General features: G+C 45.2%; 19 protein-coding genes and 1 pseudogene. 16 read left to right on the top strand and 4 right to left on the bottom strand.

The window, feature by feature from the left end:
• Window positions 1-111: 111 nt before the first annotated feature.
• From AB5Z12_RS00600 to AB5Z12_RS00560, 9 genes are all read left to right on the top strand, one after another.
• Window positions 112-2,547 (top strand): glycoside hydrolase family 3 C-terminal domain-containing protein, encoded by a 2,436-nt coding sequence (locus AB5Z12_RS00600; protein ID WP_368356797.1) that lies wholly within the window; start codon window positions 112-114, stop codon window positions 2,545-2,547.
• A gap of 13 nt (window positions 2,548-2,560) precedes the next feature.
• Window positions 2,561-3,064: a GtrA family protein gene (locus tag AB5Z12_RS00595; RefSeq protein ID WP_118577927.1), complete on the top strand. Its 504-nt coding sequence runs from the start codon at window positions 2,561-2,563 to the stop codon at window positions 3,062-3,064.
• Between the two features lie 81 nt (window positions 3,065-3,145).
• Window positions 3,146-3,307, top strand: a complete 162-nt coding sequence (locus AB5Z12_RS00590; protein ID WP_306467751.1) for a DUF6783 domain-containing protein — start codon at window positions 3,146-3,148, stop codon at window positions 3,305-3,307.
• A 95-nt stretch (window positions 3,308-3,402) separates the two neighbouring features.
• Window positions 3,403-4,797 carry a S1C family serine protease gene (locus tag AB5Z12_RS00585; RefSeq protein WP_148461379.1) on the top strand — a complete coding sequence of 465 codons (1,395 nt, stop codon included), beginning with the start codon at window positions 3,403-3,405 and terminating at the stop codon, window positions 4,795-4,797.
• 359 nt (window positions 4,798-5,156) lie between these two features.
• On the top strand, window positions 5,157-5,885 hold the full coding sequence (locus AB5Z12_RS00580) for an HAD family hydrolase (RefSeq protein WP_118577735.1): 729 nt from the start codon (window positions 5,157-5,159) through the stop codon (window positions 5,883-5,885).
• 3 nt (window positions 5,886-5,888) lie between these two features.
• Window positions 5,889-7,901, top strand: a complete 2,013-nt coding sequence (locus tag AB5Z12_RS00575; protein WP_368356798.1) for a diguanylate cyclase — start codon at window positions 5,889-5,891, stop codon at window positions 7,899-7,901.
• A gap of 121 nt (window positions 7,902-8,022) precedes the next feature.
• Entirely contained in the window at window positions 8,023-9,609 is a 1,587-nt protein-coding gene (locus tag AB5Z12_RS00570) for a sensor histidine kinase (protein WP_368356799.1), read from the top strand.
• Window positions 9,606-10,634, top strand: a complete 1,029-nt coding sequence (locus AB5Z12_RS00565) for an ABC transporter substrate-binding protein (RefSeq protein WP_195589577.1) — start codon at window positions 9,606-9,608, stop codon at window positions 10,632-10,634. Before AB5Z12_RS00570 ends, AB5Z12_RS00565 begins: the two co-directional genes overlap by 4 nt.
• Window positions 10,609-12,213, top strand: a complete 1,605-nt coding sequence (locus tag AB5Z12_RS00560; protein WP_173718023.1) for a response regulator — start codon at window positions 10,609-10,611, stop codon at window positions 12,211-12,213. The genes AB5Z12_RS00565 and AB5Z12_RS00560 overlap by 26 nt, the downstream gene beginning before the upstream one ends.
• Window positions 12,214-12,222: 9 nt before the next feature.
• Here the strand turns inward: AB5Z12_RS00560 and AB5Z12_RS00555 are convergent, their stop codons facing one another.
• Both AB5Z12_RS00555 and AB5Z12_RS00550 read right to left on the bottom strand, forming a co-directional pair.
• Entirely contained in the window at window positions 12,223-13,371 is a 1,149-nt protein-coding gene (locus AB5Z12_RS00555; RefSeq protein ID WP_294425902.1) for a GntR family transcriptional regulator, read from the bottom strand.
• Between the two features lie 5 nt (window positions 13,372-13,376).
• On the bottom strand, window positions 13,377-13,529 hold the full coding sequence (locus AB5Z12_RS00550; RefSeq protein ID WP_320054993.1) for a DUF6783 domain-containing protein: 153 nt from the start codon (window positions 13,527-13,529) through the stop codon (window positions 13,377-13,379).
• On the opposite strand from AB5Z12_RS00550, the pseudogene AB5Z12_RS00545 reads away from it, so the two are divergent.
• The 5 genes and pseudogenes from AB5Z12_RS00545 to AB5Z12_RS00525 all read left to right on the top strand — a co-directional run.
• Window positions 13,467-13,628 (top strand): annotated as a pseudogene (locus AB5Z12_RS00545) (DUF6783 domain-containing protein); the annotation flags it as partial. The gene AB5Z12_RS00550 and the pseudogene AB5Z12_RS00545 sit on opposite strands and share 63 nt — an antisense overlap.
• 500 nt (window positions 13,629-14,128) lie before the next feature.
• Window positions 14,129-15,112: an ABC transporter substrate-binding protein gene (locus AB5Z12_RS00540; RefSeq protein ID WP_173769138.1), complete on the top strand. Its 984-nt coding sequence runs from the start codon at window positions 14,129-14,131 to the stop codon at window positions 15,110-15,112.
• Between the two features lie 168 nt (window positions 15,113-15,280).
• The gene (locus AB5Z12_RS00535; protein WP_330386301.1) at window positions 15,281-16,837 is read left to right on the top strand and encodes a sugar ABC transporter ATP-binding protein; all 1,557 of its coding nucleotides are present in this window, start codon (window positions 15,281-15,283) and stop codon (window positions 16,835-16,837) included.
• Window positions 16,837-17,898 carry an ABC transporter permease gene (locus AB5Z12_RS00530; RefSeq protein ID WP_118577725.1) on the top strand — a complete coding sequence of 354 codons (1,062 nt, stop codon included), beginning with the start codon at window positions 16,837-16,839 and terminating at the stop codon, window positions 17,896-17,898. The genes AB5Z12_RS00535 and AB5Z12_RS00530 overlap by 1 nt, the downstream gene beginning before the upstream one ends.
• Window positions 17,895-18,914, top strand: coding sequence for a sugar ABC transporter permease YjfF (locus AB5Z12_RS00525; protein WP_118577724.1), 1,020 nt, complete (start codon window positions 17,895-17,897; stop codon window positions 18,912-18,914). Before AB5Z12_RS00530 ends, AB5Z12_RS00525 begins: the two co-directional genes overlap by 4 nt.
• A 116-nt stretch (window positions 18,915-19,030) precedes the next feature.
• Here the strand turns inward: AB5Z12_RS00525 and AB5Z12_RS00520 are convergent, their stop codons facing one another.
• Window positions 19,031-19,582 carry a prolyl-tRNA synthetase associated domain-containing protein gene (locus tag AB5Z12_RS00520; protein WP_118577811.1) on the bottom strand — a complete coding sequence of 184 codons (552 nt, stop codon included), beginning with the start codon at window positions 19,580-19,582 and terminating at the stop codon, window positions 19,031-19,033.
• Window positions 19,573-19,785, bottom strand: a complete 213-nt coding sequence (locus tag AB5Z12_RS00515; protein WP_368356800.1) for a hypothetical protein — start codon at window positions 19,783-19,785, stop codon at window positions 19,573-19,575. The genes AB5Z12_RS00520 and AB5Z12_RS00515 overlap by 10 nt, the downstream gene beginning before the upstream one ends.
• Between AB5Z12_RS00515 and AB5Z12_RS00510 the strand changes: the two genes are divergently transcribed.
• Complete coding sequence (locus tag AB5Z12_RS00510) at window positions 19,772-19,963, top strand: DUF6783 domain-containing protein (protein WP_368356801.1); 192 nt, start codon at window positions 19,772-19,774, stop codon at window positions 19,961-19,963. The genes AB5Z12_RS00515 and AB5Z12_RS00510 overlap by 14 nt on opposite strands.
• A complete protein-coding gene (locus AB5Z12_RS00505) occupies window positions 19,960-20,523 on the top strand; it encodes a TetR/AcrR family transcriptional regulator (protein ID WP_173770590.1) in 564 nt (187 codons plus the stop codon). Before AB5Z12_RS00510 ends, AB5Z12_RS00505 begins: the two co-directional genes overlap by 4 nt.
• Window positions 20,524-20,542: the final 19 nt, after the last annotated feature.

Here is a 20,542-nt window from a genome sequence, read left to right as displayed (position 1 = left end):
ATGGTTTTTTAATGCATCTTGTGCAATATATTGACAGTTTGTGATAACCCCGTCTTTTACAGACGGGGTTATGTTATATTTATGGCAATATAGAAGGGAGCGATCACAAGCATGAAATATCAGAATATCATAGATAACATGACCCTGAAGGAAAAAGCCGCATTCCTCAGCGGAAAAAGCGAGTGGCAGACAAGAGATTTCCCGCGTCTGGATATCCCGGCGATTTTCTGTTCAGACGGACCGAATGGTGTGCGTAAACAGGCAGGAGCAGGAGATCATCTGGGAATCAATCCAGCAGTACCGGCAACCTGTTTTCCTACAGCGGCAGCTATGGCAAACAGCTGGGATGAAGAGCTGGAGCAGAGGGTAGGCGTTGCCCTTGGTGAAGAATCCATGGAAGAAGACGTAAACGTTCTTCTTGGACCTGGACTGAACATTAAGAGAAATCCTCTCTGTGGACGTAACTTCGAGTATTTTTCCGAGGATCCCTATCTTTCCGGAAAAATGGCAGCTGCTTTTATCCGCGGTGTGCAGAGCACAGGAGCAGCAGCCTGTGCAAAACATTTCGCTGTAAACAGCCAGGAACTTCGCCGTATGGCAATGAATGCGGTGGTAGATGAGAGAACTCTCCGTGAAATCTACCTCACCGGTTTTGAGATTGCCATCAAAGAGGGTGGCGCGAAAACGGTTATGAGCAGCTACAACGAGGTAAACGGTGTTTACGCCAACGAAAACGAGCATCTGCTGAAAGACATTCTCCGCGATGAGTGGGGCTTCGAAGGCTCTGTTATCACTGACTGGGGCGCTTCTAACGACCATTCTCTCGGTGTAAAGAACGGTTCCACTCTGGAAATGCCGACTCCGGGACTTGATGCGGCAAGAGAGCTTCTTGCCAGCGTAGAAAGCGGCAAGATCAGTGAGAAGGACATCGACGAGCGCGTAGACGAGCTTCTTGATCTGGTACTTACTACCACCGAGAATGCAAAGCATTATAAAAAAGTGGCGGACAAGAAAGCCCTTCATGAGGAGCACCACAAGCTGGCACGTCTTGCCTGCGAGAACAGTGCAGTTCTTCTGAAAAATGAGGACGGAATCCTTCCGGTTGGAGCGAAGGTTCAGGCAGCCATAATCGGTGACTTCGCTTTTGACCCAAGATACCAGGGCGCAGGTTCCTCCATGGTAAACTCCACAAAAGTAGATTCCATCAAGGACATGCTGGAGACCAGCGGAATTTCCGTAACTGGAATCGTCCGCGGTTATCAGCGTGACGGCAAGGAAGACGAAGCTATGAAAAAAGAGGCCGTGGATCTTGCACGCCGTTCTGATGTAGTTCTGTTTTTCTTCGGACTGAACGAAAAAAGCGAGACAGAAGGTCTTGACCGTAAGCATCTCCGCATTCCCCAGAACCAGATCAACCTGATTCAGGAGCTGGCAAAAGCAAATGCAAACATGGTTGGTATCATCAGCGCAGGTTCTGTTATCGAAATGCCATGGCACCATCATTTCAAAGCCCTGCTTCATACCGCCCTCATGGGACAGGCTGGTGCAGGCGCAGTTCTTGACATCCTTTCCGGAAAGGTTAATCCATCTGGAAAGCTTGCAGAAACTTACATTAAGAAATATGAGGATACTCCTTCTTACAATTACTATCCGTCACAGGAGCGGAACTCTGAGTACAGAGAGGGAATTTACGTAGGATACCGCTACTTCGACACCGCAGGTGTGCCGGTAAACTATCCATTTGGATATGGTCTTTCCTACACTACATTTGAATATGACAATCTTCAGGTGAAGCCGGATGGGGCGACGTTTACCCTTCGCAACACCGGAAAGTATGATGGTGCAGAGATTGCCCAGCTTTATGTAGGACTTCCGGGAGCAAAAGTTTTCCGCCCGGTCAAGGAGCTGAAAGGCTTTTCCAAGGTGTTCTTAAAGGCAGGCGAGGAGAAAACCGTTACCATTAAGTTCGACGACAAGACATTCCGTTACTGGAATATGAAGACAAATAAATGGGAAGTAGAAGGCGGCGTTTACAGCATTATGATCGGTGCAAGCTGTGCGGATATCCGTTTTCAGGATTCTCTTGCCATTATCGGAACCACTGAGGTAATGCCATACTATACCAACCGCGTTTCTTCTTACGTGGAGGGAAAAATCCAGCAGGTCGGAAATGAGGAGTACGAGACGATCCTGGGACATTCCATTCCGGACGGAAGCTGGAGCGGCGAGCTTGGCATGAACGATGCCCTTTGCCAGATGTATTACGCGAAGAGCGGAATTGCCCGCTTCATCTGTAAAAAGCTGGGCGAAAAGCTGAAAAAGAGCGAGGCAGCGGGAATTCCGGATCTCAACACCTTGTTCCAGTACAACATGCCATTCCGTGCAATCGCCAAGATGACAGGCGGTATGGTTTCCATGGAAATGGTAGAGGGACTTCTAAAGGTTGTAAACGGTCATTTCAGCGGACTTGGAAAAGTAATCAGCGGATTTTTCAGAAACCAGAAGCTGAACAAGCAGTATGAGAAAGATCTGGAAGAGCAGAAATAGGAGGAGTATCATTATGGGAAAAATCAAACAGTTAATCGAAGATCACCCAAACATCTGGGAGTTTATTAAATTTAACGTATTATCCAACTGCGCAACTATTACAAACTTCATTATCATGTGGCTGTGCACCGGTTTTATTTTCAAAAGCTTTGCAAATACACCATTTAAGTTTCTGGTGTTCAATTACGCAGATAATATCGAGTCCAATCTTGGTTTATGTGGATTTTTAAGCTTTTTGGTTGCAACTGCAGCAGCTCAGACCGTAAACTTCTTTGTACAGAAGAATCTGGTTTTCAAATCCAATGCAGCGTTTGAGAAGGCTGTACCGAAATACATTGTACTTGCAGTTGTGCTGGTGCTTGTATCCGCAGCACTTCCGGCTTACAGCCAGAGCTTTTTCGTAAACATCGGTATTTCCGAAGCACTTGCACCTACACTCGCAAATGTTCTGAACATTCTGGTTCAGGTAGTTCTCAGCTACCCGACCATGAAATTCTGGATCATGCCGAACAAATAAAGATGATTGTTCTTTACCCGGATTGCCTTGCAGTCCGGGTTTTTTAATGCTAGAGCGTGTTTGAAAAAGGCTTTCTGCAAGATGTGCGTCACAATTTGTGGGAGATTTCGCTCGGATGAGGGCGCCGTAGCGGGCTACGGCAACCGAATTCGGGTGAAATCTCCCGCAAAGTGGGGCGTGCAGATTGCGGGAATGATTTTTCAAACACGCTCTAATATTAAAAGGCGGAATTTAACAATTTAAACACATTTTTCCCACAAAGAGAACACAAATTGTCTCTATACTGTGAACTATCAAATGAAGAGAACATAAAGGAGTTTCTAAAGGAGGCTTTTATCATGAAGAATAGAAATGAAGAATTAAAGAGAAAACTTAAAAAGGCAGCAAGCATTAGTCTTTGCGCAGTACTGGCAGGCGGCCTTGCAGCAGGGACATATACAGGAGTTAACTATCTGACAGGCTATGAGCAGAACGTACAGGCAGCAAGCGAAGGTAAAGTTGAGCTGCTGAAATCCGAGAAGAAATCGGATGATTCCCAGGATGACAGCAAAGATGAGAGTACAGCAAAGGGTAGCCTTGATGTATCTGATATTGTAGAAGAGGCAATGCCAAGTATCGTTTCCATTACAACCAAATCTGTAGAAGAGGTTCAGAACTACTACGGAATGTTTGGTCAGTACGGTGCTTACTCTCCTGAGCAGAGAGAAGTACAGGGAAGCGGTTCCGGTATTATCATTGGTAAGAACGATTCCGAGCTTCTGATCGCAACCAACTATCATGTAGTAGAAGGTGCGGAGACTTTATCTGTTGGCTTCTGTGACAGCACAGCATGTGAGGCTAAGGTAAAAGGTTATGACAGCGAGAGGGATCTTGCAGTTGTAGCAGTTTCCCTGGATGATATTGACAGCGATACAATGGATGCCATTACGATTGCAACTATCGGTAATTCCGATGACCTGAAGGTTGGTGCACAGGTTGTTGCAATTGGTAACGCACTTGGTTATGGTCAGTCCGTAACAACCGGTATTGTAAGCGCCAAGAACCGTCAGCTGAATTCTGATGATACAGTCGGCGATTATGACAGCGACAGCAATTCCGCTACAAACCTGATCCAGACAGATGCAGCAATCAACCCAGGCAACAGCGGTGGTGCTCTTCTGAACATGAACGGTGAGGTTGTTGGTATCAACTCTGCAAAGCTTGCTTCCACAGCGGTTGAGGGTATCGGTTATGCAATTGCAATTTCTGATGTAACAGATACGCTGGAGAGCCTGATGAATGAGGAGACCAGAGATAAAGTTGATAACCACGGTGTTCTGGGAATCACAGTTCGGAGTGTTGACAGTGCAGTAAGTGAAGCATACGGTGTTCCGGAAGGCGTTCTTGTAAGAGACGTAACAGAAGGCGGTGCAGCTGATGAGGCTGGTATTGAAGCAAAATCCATCATTACAAAATTTGCAGGCAAGGTTGTTACAACCAAGGAACAGCTGGTTGATTTCCTTTCCTACTACGAGCCTGGTGAGGATGTAGAGCTTACCATTGAGGTTCCGGATGGAAAAGGTTACAAAGAAGAGACAGTAACTGTAACTCTTGGCGAGAACACAAATACACAGAGTACGGATTCCAAGGACAACGGTGACGGTCAGGGAAGCAGCCAGGATGATAATCTTCTGGAAGACTGGGAGAATAACGAAGGCGGCTCAGGTCTCCAGTACGGCGAGGGCTGGAATTAAACACTTGGGCGAATACGCTCTAGTAAGGCATACAGATTGCCGGAATGCTTTTTAGACACGCTCTAAGGCAGGAGAACCGGGATTGATTCAGCCACGGAAATGTAAATAATAGAATGAGAGAGGTTCATCTGTAAAAAAGGTGAACCTCTTTTTTCGGGCAAAATTTCCCACAAAGCGAGGCATGCCGGTTGCGAAACAGATTTTTCAAATATACTCTGCTTTGAAATAGTTAGAAAACACATAGAAAACTGAATAATAGATTGCGTAACCTACCTTAAAAAGGTATAATTATTTTATTGTCTGCAGACTGCGGCATAATATTTTTTAGAGTTATACGAAAAAGGAAAAGAGTCAGCAAAATGAACAACGAAAGATTTCTGGTTTTCGATATAGATGATACCTTATACAGCCAGATGGAGCCGTTGCTTACAGCTTGTGAGTTCAGTCTGGGCAGGAAGCTTCCGGATCCGGAGCTGTTTTACCGGATTTTCGGGAAAAGAAGCGCTGAAATGTTTCTGTTCAGCGAGAGTGGACAGGTTTCCATTCATGAATCCCGGATTTACAGAATTGAAAATACTATGAAAGACCTTGGAATTCCCTTTACCAGAGAGCAGGCAGAGCTCTTCCAGAAGAGATATAAAGAGAATCAGTCCCATCTTCATGTTTCAGGGGTAATGACACAACTGCTGGACGAATGCGAAGCTGCCGGAGTGAAAATGGGCGTGATCACCAACGGACCTTTTTCCCATCAGGTTCAGAAGTTCCACACACTGGGACTTGATAAATGGTTTACAGAGGATCAGCTGATCGTGTCTGCAGGTGTGGGCGTGGTCAAGCCGGATGTGAAGATCTTCCGCATGGCAGAAGAAAAATGGGGAATGAAGCCGGAGAATACTTTTATGATCGGGGATTCTCTGGAGAATGACATTGCAGGTGCAAAAAATGCCGGATGGAAGACCATCTGGATGAACCATCACCGTTATACGGTTCCGGAAGGTATGGAAAAACCAGATTATATTGCATATACAGAGGAAGAGTTGAGAAAGCTTATTGTCCAAATATGCTTTACAACGAAGAAGGATGGATAAAGTATGGTATCAGATTACAAAATCACCATGGAGCAGGCAGAATACGAGATGGTCTGTTACCGTAGGGTTTTTAACTTTGTAAGGCTTCTTGACCAGGAAAAACTGGAGAAATTGAATGCAGAAGGTCTGTTGGCAGCAGAGGGCGGACAGACAAAAAAAGCAGATTTGTGCATAGGACATTTTTGCCAGGGCTGTGTGGCAATGGAAGCCTTTTTACGGAAGGCAGAGCTGTGCAAGCTGGAATTTATTGGAGATGACATTTATCAGATCATGGCTAAATATCTGGAAATTGACGGTAATCCTTATGTAATGGAGCTTTTGAAGAAAATGGACAAAAGCAGCCTGATCGACCGGAAAGATCATGAGCGCCTGATCAGCAGCCTTACTGGATATAACGAGAGACTGTACCAGGATGTTCTTACGAAGGCATACAACAGACGTTATTATGAAGAAGAATTGAAGTCCCAGATGGGACCGGCTGGAATTGCCATGATCGATCTGGACGATTTTAAGCTTTATAACGACACATATGGACATAATGCCGGGGATATGGCACTGACTGTTGTTGCAGAAACCATATGCAAGCATATCCGTAAGGATGATATTCTGATCCGCTATGGCGGGGATGAGTTTCTTCTGGTGCTTCCCGGAGTAACAGAAGTGAAATTTGCCGGAAGACTGCAGGAAATCCATGATAAGATCCACCTGGCTGCTGTGCCGGGATATGCCGGGCTTCAGCTTTCTGTGAGTATTGGAGGAACAATTGCCGGGGCAGATGAAACCATCGGAAGTGTGGTAGGAAGAGCTGACCGCTTTATGTACCAGGCGAAAACCCGTAAGAATCTGGTGGTAACCGAGTCTAATGAGATAAAAGATGGAAATGCAGACGGCGCAGAGGTTAATCGTGATGAGCTGAAACAGCAGATTCTGATCGTGGATGATGCTGAGCTGAACCGTGATATTCTTGCGGAGATTCTGCACCATGATTTTAAGACTATGGAAGTAAGCAGTGGGGAGGAATGTCTCTCCGTGCTTCGGGAGTATGGTGCAGGAATCTCACTGGTGTTGCTTGATATTGTAATGCCTGGCATGGACGGCTTTGCAGTTCTTGAGGCGATGAACCGGAACCATTGGATCGAGGACATTCCGGTCATCATGATCTCCAGTGAGGAGACAGAATCATATATACGCCGGGCGTATGAAATGGGAGTTTCAGACTATATCAGCCGCCCGTTTGATGCCAAGGTTGTTTACCGGCGTGTATATAATACTATTAAATTATACGCAAAACAGAGGCGCCTAATCACACTTGTAACGGATCAAATTCGAGAAAAAGAAAAAAATAGTCAAATTTTGATAGATATTCTCAGCCATATCGTAGAATTTCGTAATGGAGAGAGCGGTCAGCACGTTCAGCACATAAAGATGTTGACCGGATTTCTGCTGGACAGACTGATGCAGAAAACAGACAAATATGATCTGAAATGGTCTGACCAGTACATGATCACAATAGCATCTGCCCTTCACGATATTGGTAAAGTGGGAATCGATGAGAAGATTTTGAATAAACCAGGCAGACTGACAAATGAAGAGTTTGAGGAAATGAAGAAGCATACCCTGATCGGTGCTTCCATGCTGAAGAGTCTTGGGGTATATCAGGATGAGGAGCTTGTGAAGGTGGCTTACCAGATCTGCAGATGGCACCACGAGCGCTATGACGGCAAGGGCTATCCGGATGGTCTGAAGGGGGAAGAAATTCCGATTGCAGCCCAGGTGGTTTCTGTTGCGGATGTATATGATGCACTGACAAGTGAGCGCGTATATAAGAAAGCATTTTCCCATGAGAAGGCTATGGAGATGATCCTGGCTGGTGAGTGTGGAACCTTCAATCCGCTGCTTCTGGAGTGTTTGCAGGATATTCAGGGCAATATACAGGGGGAAATGAAGAGAGCAGCAGAGCAGCCTATGCTTGTGCAGAATTCTTATGTGGGGAAGATGATTGAGACGGTGCAGTAGGCATGGATTATTATAATGTAATATATTGCGGTATTGTTCGGCGAAGTGTTTTTGGTAGAAATCGTGAACAGCAGCATTTGCAGGTCGGGGGACCTGCGGGAGTGGGGGTAAGTTTTACTTTATGAAAAAGAAAATTCTTACACTGGCGGCAGTGGTAACACTGCCGTTTATTCTTCTTGTGATGTATCTTCTTGCCTCGATGGCAAGCTACAGCAATACCTACGATGAGATCGTAAGCAATATGACTGTGGCGAACAATTACAATCTGAATTTCAAAGAAGAGATGGATGAGAGCCTGTATAAGCTGGTTGTTGGCTACGTCACTCTGGACACCATCGAAACAGACAAAAGTCTTAAGAATCCATATACTTTAATAGATGAATTACGCAGCGAGTTTACCAGACTGACAGCCATTACCACAGAATCTGAGAGCAAGCTGTGGCTGGAGAGCCTTCTTCGCAATATCGATACCCTGAAAAAAAGGGTGGACGATATTGTGGACAGCATTTCTGCCGGTGGCAGATATAATGAAAATATTGAGAAGCTGGACAACAATATTTACATTCTGACGGAATTGATCCAGGATGATATTCAGTATTATATTTATTATCAGACACGTTATATGGACAAGGTTACGGATACCCTGCAGGATCAGATCGGGCGGTTTATGGTGGTGTGCAGTGTGCTGATCGGCGTGCTGATCATTGTGGTTGCAGTCAGTGCGGTGATGATCGTTTCCGGTATTATACAGCCCATCAGTCAGCTGAACCAGGCTACGGAGAAGATTGCCCAGGGTGATTTCAATGCCAGAGCCCAGGCGGATTCCGATGATGAGGTGGCTGAGCTTGCAGTGAGCTTTAACAAAATGGCAGGAAGCATGCAGTCTCTGATCGATAAGGTGAAGGAAGACGAGCGGAAAATGCGAAAAGCAGATCTGCGCCTTCTTCAGGAGCAGATTCAGCCTCATTTTCTTTATAATACGCTGGACACCATTGTGTGGCTGATCGAGTCCAATGAGCCGGACGAAGCGGTGACCATGGTTGTTACACTGTCGGACTTTTTCCGTGAAATCCTCAGCAAAGGGAAGGAATTTATTTCCATTAAGGAAGAAGAAAAACACATCAGCAGTTACCTCCAGATTCAGGAGATGCGTTATCGGGATATTCTGGAATATGACATTCAGCTGGATCAGGTGATTTATAAATATCAGATTCTGAAACTGACCCTTCAGCCAGTGGTGGAGAATGCACTTTACCATGGAATCAAATATAAACGTGCCAAAGGCTGTATTCACATTCACGGGGAAAAAGAGGGCGATATTATCCGTCTGACTGTCCGGGATGATGGTGTGGGCATGGATGAGGAAGAGCTTGAACAGCTTCGCCAGCAGATCGAGAAGCCCTGCCAGGAGACGGAGAAGGGCTTTGGTCTGGCAAATGTAAATGAGCGTATCCACATGTATTTCGGACCGGAGTATGGAATGAAGATCCAGTCACAGAAGGGCAAGGGAACTACAGTGGAGATTGTGATCCCGGCTATTCTGGAAGCTCCGGTGGAGAAAACAGGGAATGATACAGCAAAAGCGGTTGATGTCAGCAACAGCGTGAATTCTGACGCAAATAAAAAAATAGAAAATAATCCGAAACAGCAGAATGACAATAAGATAATTGAGGGTGGACAGCCACAGCAGGAGGAGACAGGCGTATGAGACAGTTTATAAGAAAAAATATCTGGGCTGTGGCGCCGGTTGTACTTGTGCTTGTGGCACTGGCTCTTCTGGGAAGCCCTTTGAGCAGTAAAGTGCAGGAAACTCCTGCGGAGGACGATAATCTGATCGTAGTAGGTGTTGCCCAGGTGGGAAGCGAATCTGTATGGCGAAGTGCCCACACTCAGTCCATTCAGGACGCTTTCACCAGGGCAAACGGCTACATGCTGATTTTTGACAATGCCAGACAGAAGCAGGCCAATCAGATCAAGGCCATCCGAAGCTTTATTTCCCAGCAGGTGGATTATATCGTACTTTCTCCTATTGAGGAATCTGGATGGGACACTGTGCTTCAAGAGGCGAAGGATGCCGGGATTCCGGTAATTCTCATAGACCGTAAGGTTTCTGTGGATGATGACTCCCTCTATGCTTCCTGGGTTGGTTCCGATTTTGTCCGCGAAGGACAGGATGCTGGTTACTGGCTTGAGGATTACATGAAAAAGCAGGGCAGGGAAGATGACGAAGTTAACATTGTAGTGCTGAAAGGAACCAAAGGCGCCTCCGCCACCATCGGCAGAACCCGTGGGTTCAATGAAGTGGCAAAGGTGCAGCGCAATTGGAATATTTTGCAACAGGTAGACGGAGAATTTACCACAGCAAAAGGAAAAGAAGAGATGGCAAGGCTTCTGGATCAGTATGAGGACATAGATGTGGTGGTTTCACAGAACGATGACATGACTTTTGGTGCTCTTGAAGCCATCAGAGAAGCAGGAAAAACTGCAGGAGTGAACGGCGATATTACGGTAATTTCCTTTGATGCGGTGGATGCCGGCGTGGAGCTGGTGAGAAACGGGGAGATCAACATTGATGTCCAGTGTAATCCTGACCAGGGAAAATACGTGGAGCAGATCATTCAGGATATGGAAGCTGGCAAAGAAATAGAGAAAGCATATTATGTTCCGGAGCGGGTGTATACCCAGGAGAACGTTGGGGAGGAAGAAAATGTTACGGAAGGTATTTCTGGTTGAAGATGAGACGGTGATCCGCGAAGGGCTCAGGGACAGGATTCCCTGGGATCAGTTCGGATACCGTTTTGTAGGAGAAGCAGCAGACGGGGAAATGGCTTTGCCCCTGATCCGTAAGACGAAGCCGGATGTATTGATCACGGATATTAAAATGCCTTTTATGGATGGGCTTTCCCTAAGTAAAATTGTGAGCAAAGAATTTCCGCGGATGAAGATTATTATTATCAGTGGTTATGATGATTTTGAATATGCAAGGCAGGCAATTGAAGTTGGCGTTGATCAGTATCTTCTGAAGCCGGTTACCAGAATGAAGCTGAAAAATGTACTTCTTGAACTGAAAGATAAGATCGAGCAGGATCAGGAGCAGGAGGACTACCGCACCCAGTTCCAGAATGAGATCCAGGAGTATGAGCAGTTTTCCAGACGGCGTTTTATGGAGAAAATTCTGGAGGGTGAGCTGTCGGTTAAGGAGATTTATGATGAGGCAGAGCGTCAGTCCATAGAAATTACGGCAGCAGGATATAATCTGCTTTTCCTGTATTTACAGGAGAAAAATAAGGACAAGATGGCAGGTTTTCTTCGGAAACAGGATGAAGTGCTTCATTATTTTCTCCGATATCCCCAGTATCTGCTTTTCCGCTGGAATGTAAACAGCTACGGAGTTCTGGTAAAGGGGGAATTGTCCCGGCTTCCGGAGCTGACAGATAATTGCGTGGAGTATGTGAAACGGACCTGCGAAGGGGAAGAGCAGATGGACTGGTATGTGGCGGTAGGAAAACCTGTGGAGAGATTGAGCCTGCTTTCCCAGTGTTATCAGAGCGTGAATCATTATTTTGCATATCGTTTTATGGTGCCGGGGCTTCATGTGCTTACAGAAGAAACTTTGGAAAGTTATGTAAACTCGCAGGGGGAGAACCGGCTGGCAGCAGTGGATTCTTCACAGCTGAATCCTGAGATCATCAAGGATTTTCTCACAAAAGGAAGCAGCAGTGAGATCCAGGAGTTCGTTCAGGGATATCTGGGTGGAATGAGTAAGGCACTGGAGTCCAGAATGTTCCGGGATTATGTGGTGCTTCATATTCGGTTTACAACTATTATGTATCTGGAATCCATTGGTGTGGAAAAAGAGGGTTATACAGAACGGATCGAGGGAAAATATCAGGATACCAGTATCAAGGCATCGCAGGTGGCAGGGTATTGTGTGGACATTCTTCAGAGTGCCATTGATATCAGGGATGAGAAGAATGAGTCTCAGGGCAACAGCGCCATGAGGAAAGTGCTGGATTATATTGATGAGAATTACTATAAAGAGACCATTTCCCTGAATGAAGTAGCGGATGCGGTGAATATGAGTGCCAACTATTTAAGCGCAATTTTCAGCCAGAATATGCAGAAGACGTTTGTAGAGTATATTACCTGCAAACGTGTTGACAGAGCGAAAAAACTCCTGCGCGAGACGGACAAGTCGTCCGGAGAGATCGCACAGGAGGTGGGATATAAGGATCCCCATTATTTCAGTTATGTGTTTAAGAAAAAATCCGGGTGCAGCCCAAGGGAATATCGGAGTAAGGGGACTGCATGATATTCAAAATTAATTATGCGATTTCGGCAGTGATAACTGCCATGGGACTTCCTGCGAAGAGACAGGGAGTCCTTTTAATTTGTTTATGCTCATTTGGGCGGCCAGAGTACCAGGCTGGTGTGTCTGGTGTGTCAGTGTTGTGGCGCGGAGCAGACCAGATGTGGTAAGGTAGCTGGTATTGAAGGCGGCTAGTGTTATTGTGGTTTCGAAACTATGGTCGGCGGAAGTAGTCTTGAATCCAGTGCTTTGAAGAGAGGATGAAAGGGAAGCATGAGTTGCTATCTTTTTCTCCTGTCCAAGCGACAGCTCTTCCCATAACAGCCATGCAATAAAGTCATCCTCACAAATAAACGCAGTGCAGTCGGGGGTGATCCGTTCTAGAAATTTTTTCAGGAAGCTGATATCCTGGCTCTGACGGAAATCATCCAGTTCCTGTGTGGTGTACCAGCAGATGTTGCGGTCTGGTACAGTCAGCCCCTGATTTTGCATAGCATCCAGAAATCCCTGGTAGCGTTCAAGTCCCCGCTGATCGTCCATCTGGAAAATACCGGCGATAGAAGAGTGGCCTTTTTCCACAAGACTTTGCACCAGAAGACCAGCCCCATATAGATTATCTTCATAGATTACTGGAATCTGAGACAACTGGGGATAAGCACATCCCAGGAACAAAATGGAAGTTCCCCTTTGTATCAGCCTTTGATAAAGCTCTGTATTAGGTGATGGTAAGGCGCTTTTTACAGGCTCCACAATAAGTGCCCGCAGCGGACTTTTCAAAAGAAACTGAAGGATTTGCCGTTCCTGGTCCACATGATTGTGAGTGGGGTAAACCTTGCAGGAAAATCCCTCCGCAGCCAGCGCCACACGAATATCATTTATCAGTGCAGGATATTCATATTGCTGTTCATCGGGAATCAGAATTCCAACTATATTCCGGTCTTCCAGGCTGGAAAGTCCGGTAATGTAAGCTCCGCTCCCTTTAATGCGGCGGATTTCCCGCTCATCTTCAAGAACCGCCAGCGCAGCCCGGACCGTTTGTCGGCTGACACGGTATCTGACAGCCAGCTCCTGTTCGGTGGGAAGCTTGTTGATTCCCTTTTGAATAGAATCTGAAATGATTTCTCTTAGCTGTTCAACCAGCCATTTATATTTGATAGCCATATATTTTAGTTCCTCTTTCTTAGGTTAGAGCGTGTTTGAAAAAGCATTCCTGCAATCTGTACGCCCCACTTTGCGGTATATTTTGCCCGAATTCGGTTGTCGTAGCCCGCTACGACGCCCTCCTCCGGACAAAATCTCCCACAAATTGTGACGCACATCTTGCAGAAAGCCTTTTCCAAACACGCTCTAGAGCGTGTCTGAAAAAGTATTCCCGCAATCTGTCGCGCCACTCTGGTTTTTTTATTTTGCTGGGATAGTTATTTCATAAAATTTTCACATGAATTATTTATGATTTCCCAATAAATCTTCTGCTTTTTCACTTCTAAAACCCAAAATATTATACCTTTTTTCAAATGATCAAACCTTTTTTTTCCAGCTTAGACAGTTTGCCAAATCGAAAAACATAGAAAAAGGTGTAATATTTTTCACAAAATCATAAGAAAACAAACTTTCTAAATGAGAAATCATAAAATATCACCCCTTTTCCTGCCTGAAATTCATTATAATATAAATTTGTCTGTATTTCACTATGAAAACCAACAAATTTGTATTGTTTGAACTGACGAAACAACCAAAAGACGGGAAAACAATATTGAAATTTATGTTGATTTTCGCTAAATTATAGACATCAAGAAGAACACGGATTCAAAGAACGGACGGAAAGCTAAGACAGCAAACGGATCAGTGTTGAACGAGAAACCAATGGCAGGCGCGACCTGCAAAAGTATTTTTCTAAAAGAAAGAGAGGAACAATCACATGAAAAAGAAATTAGCAGTTATGGCACTCGCAGCAGCAACACTCAGCATGATGGCTATGCCGGTTTACGCTGACGATCTGGTAACAGTTGGATACGCACAGGTTGGACATGAATCAGACTGGCGTACAGCAAACACCCAGAACTATCAGGACGTTTTCTCAGAAGAGAACGGATACAGCCTTGATCTTGTAGACTGCGACAATGACAATGCTGCACAGCTTGAAGCAGTTCGTACATTCATTAGTAAAGATATGGATTACATCGTAATCGCTCCGATCCAGTCCGCTGGCTGGGACACCGTTCTTCAGGAAGCACAGGATGCAGGAATCCCTGTAATCATCGCAGACCGTGAGATCGAAGCAAGCGACGACTTATATGATGCATGGGTTGGAACAAACACAACAAACGAAGGTATCACAGCTGGTAACTGGTTAGCTGAGTATCTTGGCGATAAAGATGCTAACATTCTTGTAATCGAAGGTTCCGTAGGAGCTTCCGCAGCACTTGGACGTACAGAAGGATTCAATCAGGTAGCTGGCGAGCATGACAACTGGAAGATCCTTGATTCTCAGTCCGGTGACTTTACACAGGCTGGTGGCCAGGAAGTTATGGAGTCCTTCATCAAATCCTACGAGGGACAGTTCAATGTAGTTGTCTGCCAGAACGATAACGAAGCATACGGCGCAATGGATGCAATGGATGCAGCAGGTATCACCTACGGTGTTGACGGCGATGTAACTCTTATTTCCTTCGATGCAACACACGATGGACTTCAGTACACATTAGACGGAAAGATCAACTGCAACGTTGAGTGTAACCCGATCCAGGCTGAGGTTGTTAAGGGCGTAATCGAAAAAATGCAGGCAGGCGAAGAATTTGAGAAGACAACACTTGTTGAGGATCAGGCATTCGTAGCACCTGGAATCGAGAGCGAATATGCAACAACTATGACTGATGAAGTTCTGGCTGGACGTGCTTACTAATCAGAAAAATCAATCGGAGAGTGTGAAAACAGCAGAGCTGTGAAACAATCCGTAAACATCGAAATTGGTGATCAGCAAGCAGCTGAAAATCGATAAAGATGAACGAATAGGGGAGGAAAGTCCCAATGCGGATTTTCTTCCCCTTAATTTTCGCGAGCAACGAGGAGAATGAAAAATGAAGTTGATAACGGGAAGGGAGGAATCGCGTTGGAAGCAGGAGTAGTATTGAAAATGCAGGGAATCTGCATGACATTCCCAGGTGTAAAAGCACTGGAAGGCGTGGATCTGACATTGAAAAAAGGTGAAATCCGCGCGCTGATGGGAGAGAATGGCGCGGGTAAATCCACATTGATCAAGTGCCTGACCGGCGTAAATAAATTTGAGGCTGGAGAGATTTATCTGGAAGGATTTGATCATCCCATCGTAAATAAAGATACCATGGACGCCCAGAAGAAGGGCATTTCTACTGTATATCAGGAAGTAAACCTCTGTCCAAACCTTTCGGTGGCAGAGAATCTTTACATAGGCCGCGAGCCGCTGACAAAGCTTGGAACGGTCAACCGAAAGGCAATGAACCGTCAGGCAGCTGCCCTTATGAAACAGCTGGAGCTTGACGTTGATGTAACACGTAATCTTGAAGAATATTCACTGGCATTGCAGCAGATGATCGCAATTGCCCGTGCTGTAGATATGGACTGTAAGGTGCTCATTCTGGATGAGCCCACATCTTCACTGGATGATCGTGAAGTAGAAAAGCTTTTTACCATGATGCGCAGACTGAAGGAGAAAGGTGTAGGAATCATATTTGTTACCCATTTCCTGGAACAGGTTTATGCAGTATGTGACGGAATTACCGTTCTTCGAAATGGTCAGCTGGTTGGCGAGTATGAGATCGCAGATCTTCCGAGAGTGAAGCTGGTAGCAGCTATGATGGGAAAAGATTTCGACGATCTTGCTTCCATTAAACCGGAGAGCACAGGAGATAAGAGAAAAGAGCCGATGGTAATCGAAGCCCGTGGCTTAAGCCACGCAGGAACCATCAAACCATTTGACCTTGATATCCACAAAGGAGAGGTTATCGGTCTTACCGGACTTCTTGGAAGCGGACGAAGCGAACTGGCACGTGCTATTTACGGTGCTGACCGCGCCCAGACTGGTACTTTGAAAGTAAAAGGCAAGGAAGTTAAGGTGAAAAATCCTATTGATGCCATGCATCTTGGAATGGGACTTCTTCCTGATGACCGTAAAGCGGAGGGAATTGTTGCAGATTTGTCCGTAAGAGAAAATATCATCCTTGCAATTCAGGCAAAACAGGGAATTCTGAAAAAGATCCCTATGGCAAAACAGTGTGAGATTGCAGACAAGTATATTGATCTTCTCCAGATCAAATGTGCAAGCCGTGAGACCTTGATCAAACAGCTTTCCGGTGGAAACCAGCAGAAGGTTATCCTTGCAAGATGGCTTGCAACAAACCCGGATTTCCTGATTCTGGACGAGCCTACTCGAGGCATCGATATCGGTACCAAGACAGAGATCCAGAAGCTGGTTCTGAAGCTTGCGGATGAAGGAAAGAGTCTGATCTTCATTTCCTCTGAGATTGAGGAAATGCTCCGTACCTGCAACCGTATGGCAGTTCTCCGTGACGGTCAGAAGGTTGGAGAGATTGATGAGGCAGATATGAATCAGATGAACGTAATGAAAGCAATCGCAGGAGGTGAGCAGTAATGGGTAATTTCAAAAAACTGGCGCAGAAACGTCTGTTCCTTCCGGTTTTCAGTATGATCCTGGTCATGCTGATCAACGTAGTATATGATATTGCAACAGGAAGTGCACCGCTTTCCTTCTTTATGATTTCCATTAAGAATGGTGTACTTTACGGACGTCTGATCGACATCCTGAACCGTGGAAGTGAAATCGCCATACTGGCAATCGGTATGACACTTGTTGTATCTGCTTCCGGTGGTACTGATATTTCCGTTGGTTCCGTAATGAGTCTTTACGCAGGTGTCTGCTGTATGATCCTTGCAGGATACGGAAATGTAAATGTGCAGGAATATGCGCATCCGCTGCTGGTTGGCATTGGAGCCGGACTTCTTGTCACTTTGATCTGTGGCGTTTTTAATGGATTTCTGGTTGCCTATATGAATATTCAGCCTATGGTCGCCACCCTGATCCTATGGTCGGCAGGCCGAGCAGTAGGACTTCTTCTTTGCAACAGCCAGATCGTTTATGTTCGAGTTCCTTCTTTCCAGAAGCTTGGCGCTTACTGCGGAATCATTCCTACACCGATCATTGTGGCTGCTGTGTGTGTAGCAATTGCTTCTATTGTACTTCGCTACACAGCACTTGGAACTTACATCCAGAGTGTTGGTATTAACAAAAAAGCTTCCCGTATCGCAGGCTTTAATTCCGCAAAAATCATCCTTATGTGCTATGCAATCTGCGGTCTTTGTGCAGGTCTTGCAGGTATGGTTGCAACCTCCAGAATCTATTCAGCAGATACCAATAACATCGGTCTGAACATGGAGCTGGATGCAATTCTTTCTGTAGCACTTGGCGGCAACAGCCTTGGCGGCGGTAAGTTTTCCCTGGCAGGTTCCATCATTGGAGCGTACACCATCCAGGCGATTACCACAACTCTGTATGCACTTGGTGTTTCTTCTGCACAGGCACCGGTATTTAAGGCAATCGTAGTTATTATCATCGTAGTAATTCAGGCTGAGCCAGCCAAAGCCTTCTTTAAGAAGCTGACAAAGAAATCCGGAAAGGAGGCAGCTCGGGCATGAAAAAGAAAAAAATAAACAGCAATAACCTGTTGCTGCTGATCACCATTGTATTATTCTTTGTAATGTATGCTGCAGGATGTATCGTATATGCGGACAAAGGCTTTACCCGTTTCCAGACATTTCTGAACATCCTGATCAACAATGCAGGTCTGATCTGCATCACAGCTGGTATGACATGCGTTATGCTTACTGGCGGTATTGATATTTCCGTAGGTTCCCTGGTTGCTATGGACTGTATGATCCTGGCAGTGGGAATTGAGCAGTGGGGATGGTCCAGCCCGGTACTTATGCTTCTGATCCTTGCAATTGGCATTATATTTGGTATTGTTCAGGGCTTCTGTATTTCCTACCTGGAAATCCAGCCTTTCATCGTTACTATGGCAGGAATGTTCTTTGCCAGAGGTATGACAGCTGTGATCTGTAAAGAGCAGGTAAGTATTGTTTCTGACAAGATTTTTACCACTCTTTCCAGCTTTAAGATTTCCCTTCCCTTTGGAGGGTATCTGAACAAAAAGGGAATCATGCAGTTTCCATACCTTCGTGTAACTGTTGTAGTTGCATTGATCGTAGTTCTTGCTATTTATCTGATGCTGAAATACACACGCTTCGGCCGCAGTATTTACGCAGTAGGTGGCAATCAGCAGTCTGCAACCCTGATGGGACTTGATGTTAAGAAAACACAGATGAAGGCATATATTCTTTCCAGTTTCCTTACTTCCATCGGCGGAATCTGCTACTGCCTGAATACCATGGCAGGTACCACCACCCAGGCAACCGGCCTTGAAATGGACGCTATTTCCTCCGCAGTCATCGGTGGTACACTTCTTACCGGTGGCGTAGGAAATGTACTTGGTTCCTTGTTTGGTGTATTGATCAATGGTACGATTTCTACTTTGGTTAAAACCAATGGAAAACTGATCAGCTCCTGGTCCAACATTGTAACAGCAATCCTGCTGTGCTTCTTCATTGTACTTCAGAGTGTATTTGCACTGGTAAAGGAGCGGAAGAGCAAATAAAAATTGAATAAAGACTGAAATGAGACAGGCGGGTACATGATTGAAATGTGTATCTGTCTGTTTTATTTTGGGCATAATGGAAGAAAGGGTAACATACAAATTAGTTAATTGCAATTTTATTCTTCCTGTCCCAATTTCACAAAAATCGGTTCATGTTTCATAGCCGGAATAATTTTTTCCATCATATCTTTCATATTAATTTTCAGGCTGGATGTGTTAATACAAGGGTGACAGCCGATGTAAGGTTCCTTCAGGAGGTCTTCATCAATAAGCAGCTGCACATGATTTTCCTTATCGTTCATAAGCCCAAGTATACTGACAGAACCAGGTGTAATATCAAGGAATTTCTCCATATAAGTTTCATTGCCGAAGGAAAGTCTGGCAACGCCAAGCTGGGAAGATACTTCCTTTGTCTTAAACTTCTTGTCGCCTGGCAGGAGCAGCAGATAGAAGTTCGTTTCCTGGCGGTTGCAGAGAAACAGGTTTTTGCAGATTACTGCATCAAGCACTTTATCCACATCTTTACAAGCTTCAATGGTCATCAGAGTTTCATGGTCAATCCTCTGATAAGGCACCTGAAGTGCATCAAGAAAATCATAAGTACGTATCTCTTTTTCAAGTCTGCCCGTGGTATCTGCGGGACGTCCGTTTTCAAGCTTTAATTCCATGGTGTTCTCCTTATGTATTCCCCCACAGGGTCTTTTTTGTCAAATATCTGGGAAATATTGTAGCATTGAGCGTTTTTTTTGTAAAGTGGAGGATGTTCTCCCACAAATTGTGATGCCTGGAAAAGCACTTGATGTGCCCTCCGCGAAAGGGGGCTTTTTCCATGCATTTTTGCGAAAATGGTGTGAAAGATGCTTTTTTTCATAGTGCTCCTGTTGACAAAAATCCAAAAAGGCTTTATAAAATCCTTAGAGTCTGCAGATTGTGACGCACATCTTGCAGAAAGCCTTTTTCAAACACGCTCTAGAAATTGTACAGGCCTCATGTATTGCCTGATGCCATACTGCAAAATAAATATTATCAGGAGGAGCACATCTGAATGAACAATATCACAAAAAATGCACTGGAAGAATCTCTGAAGAAATTTCTCCTTCAGAAGCCTCTGGACAAGATTACTATCAGCGATCTGACCGCAGACTGCGGAATCAGCCGAATGGCTTTTTACTATCATTTTAAAGATATTTATGACCTGGTAGAATGGTCCTGTATTGAGGACGCTTCCCGGGCTTTGCAGGGAAAAAAGACTTACGACACCTGGCAGGAAGGGCTTCAGCAGATTTTTGAGGCTGTTTTGGAAAATAAACCATTTATCTTGAACGTGTATCGCTCTGTGAAACGAGAGCAGGTGGAAAATTATCTGTACAGCCTGACCTATCAGCTGATCGAAGGAGTGGTGGAAGAGCAGAGCGAGAATCTGAGGGTTACAGAGGAACAGAAGAAATTTATTGCGGATTTTTACAAATACAGTTTCGTAGGTGTCATGCTTGACTGGATTAAGAGAGGAATGAAGGAAGCCCCAGAAGAAATCGCGAATATGGTCTGCGTGACCATGCATGGAAATATTGGGAATTCTCTGCGGAATATGGAGAAGGAAGGGCAATAAAGATTAAGTTTATCCGGAA

Origin of the sequence: Ruminococcus sp. RTP21358st1_G6_RTP21358_211008, assembly GCF_040908885.1 — a bacterium.
Classification (GTDB): Bacteria; Bacillota; Clostridia; order Lachnospirales; family Lachnospiraceae; genus Blautia_A; species Blautia_A faecis.
This window is presented reverse-complemented; position numbering and strand designations above follow the sequence as displayed.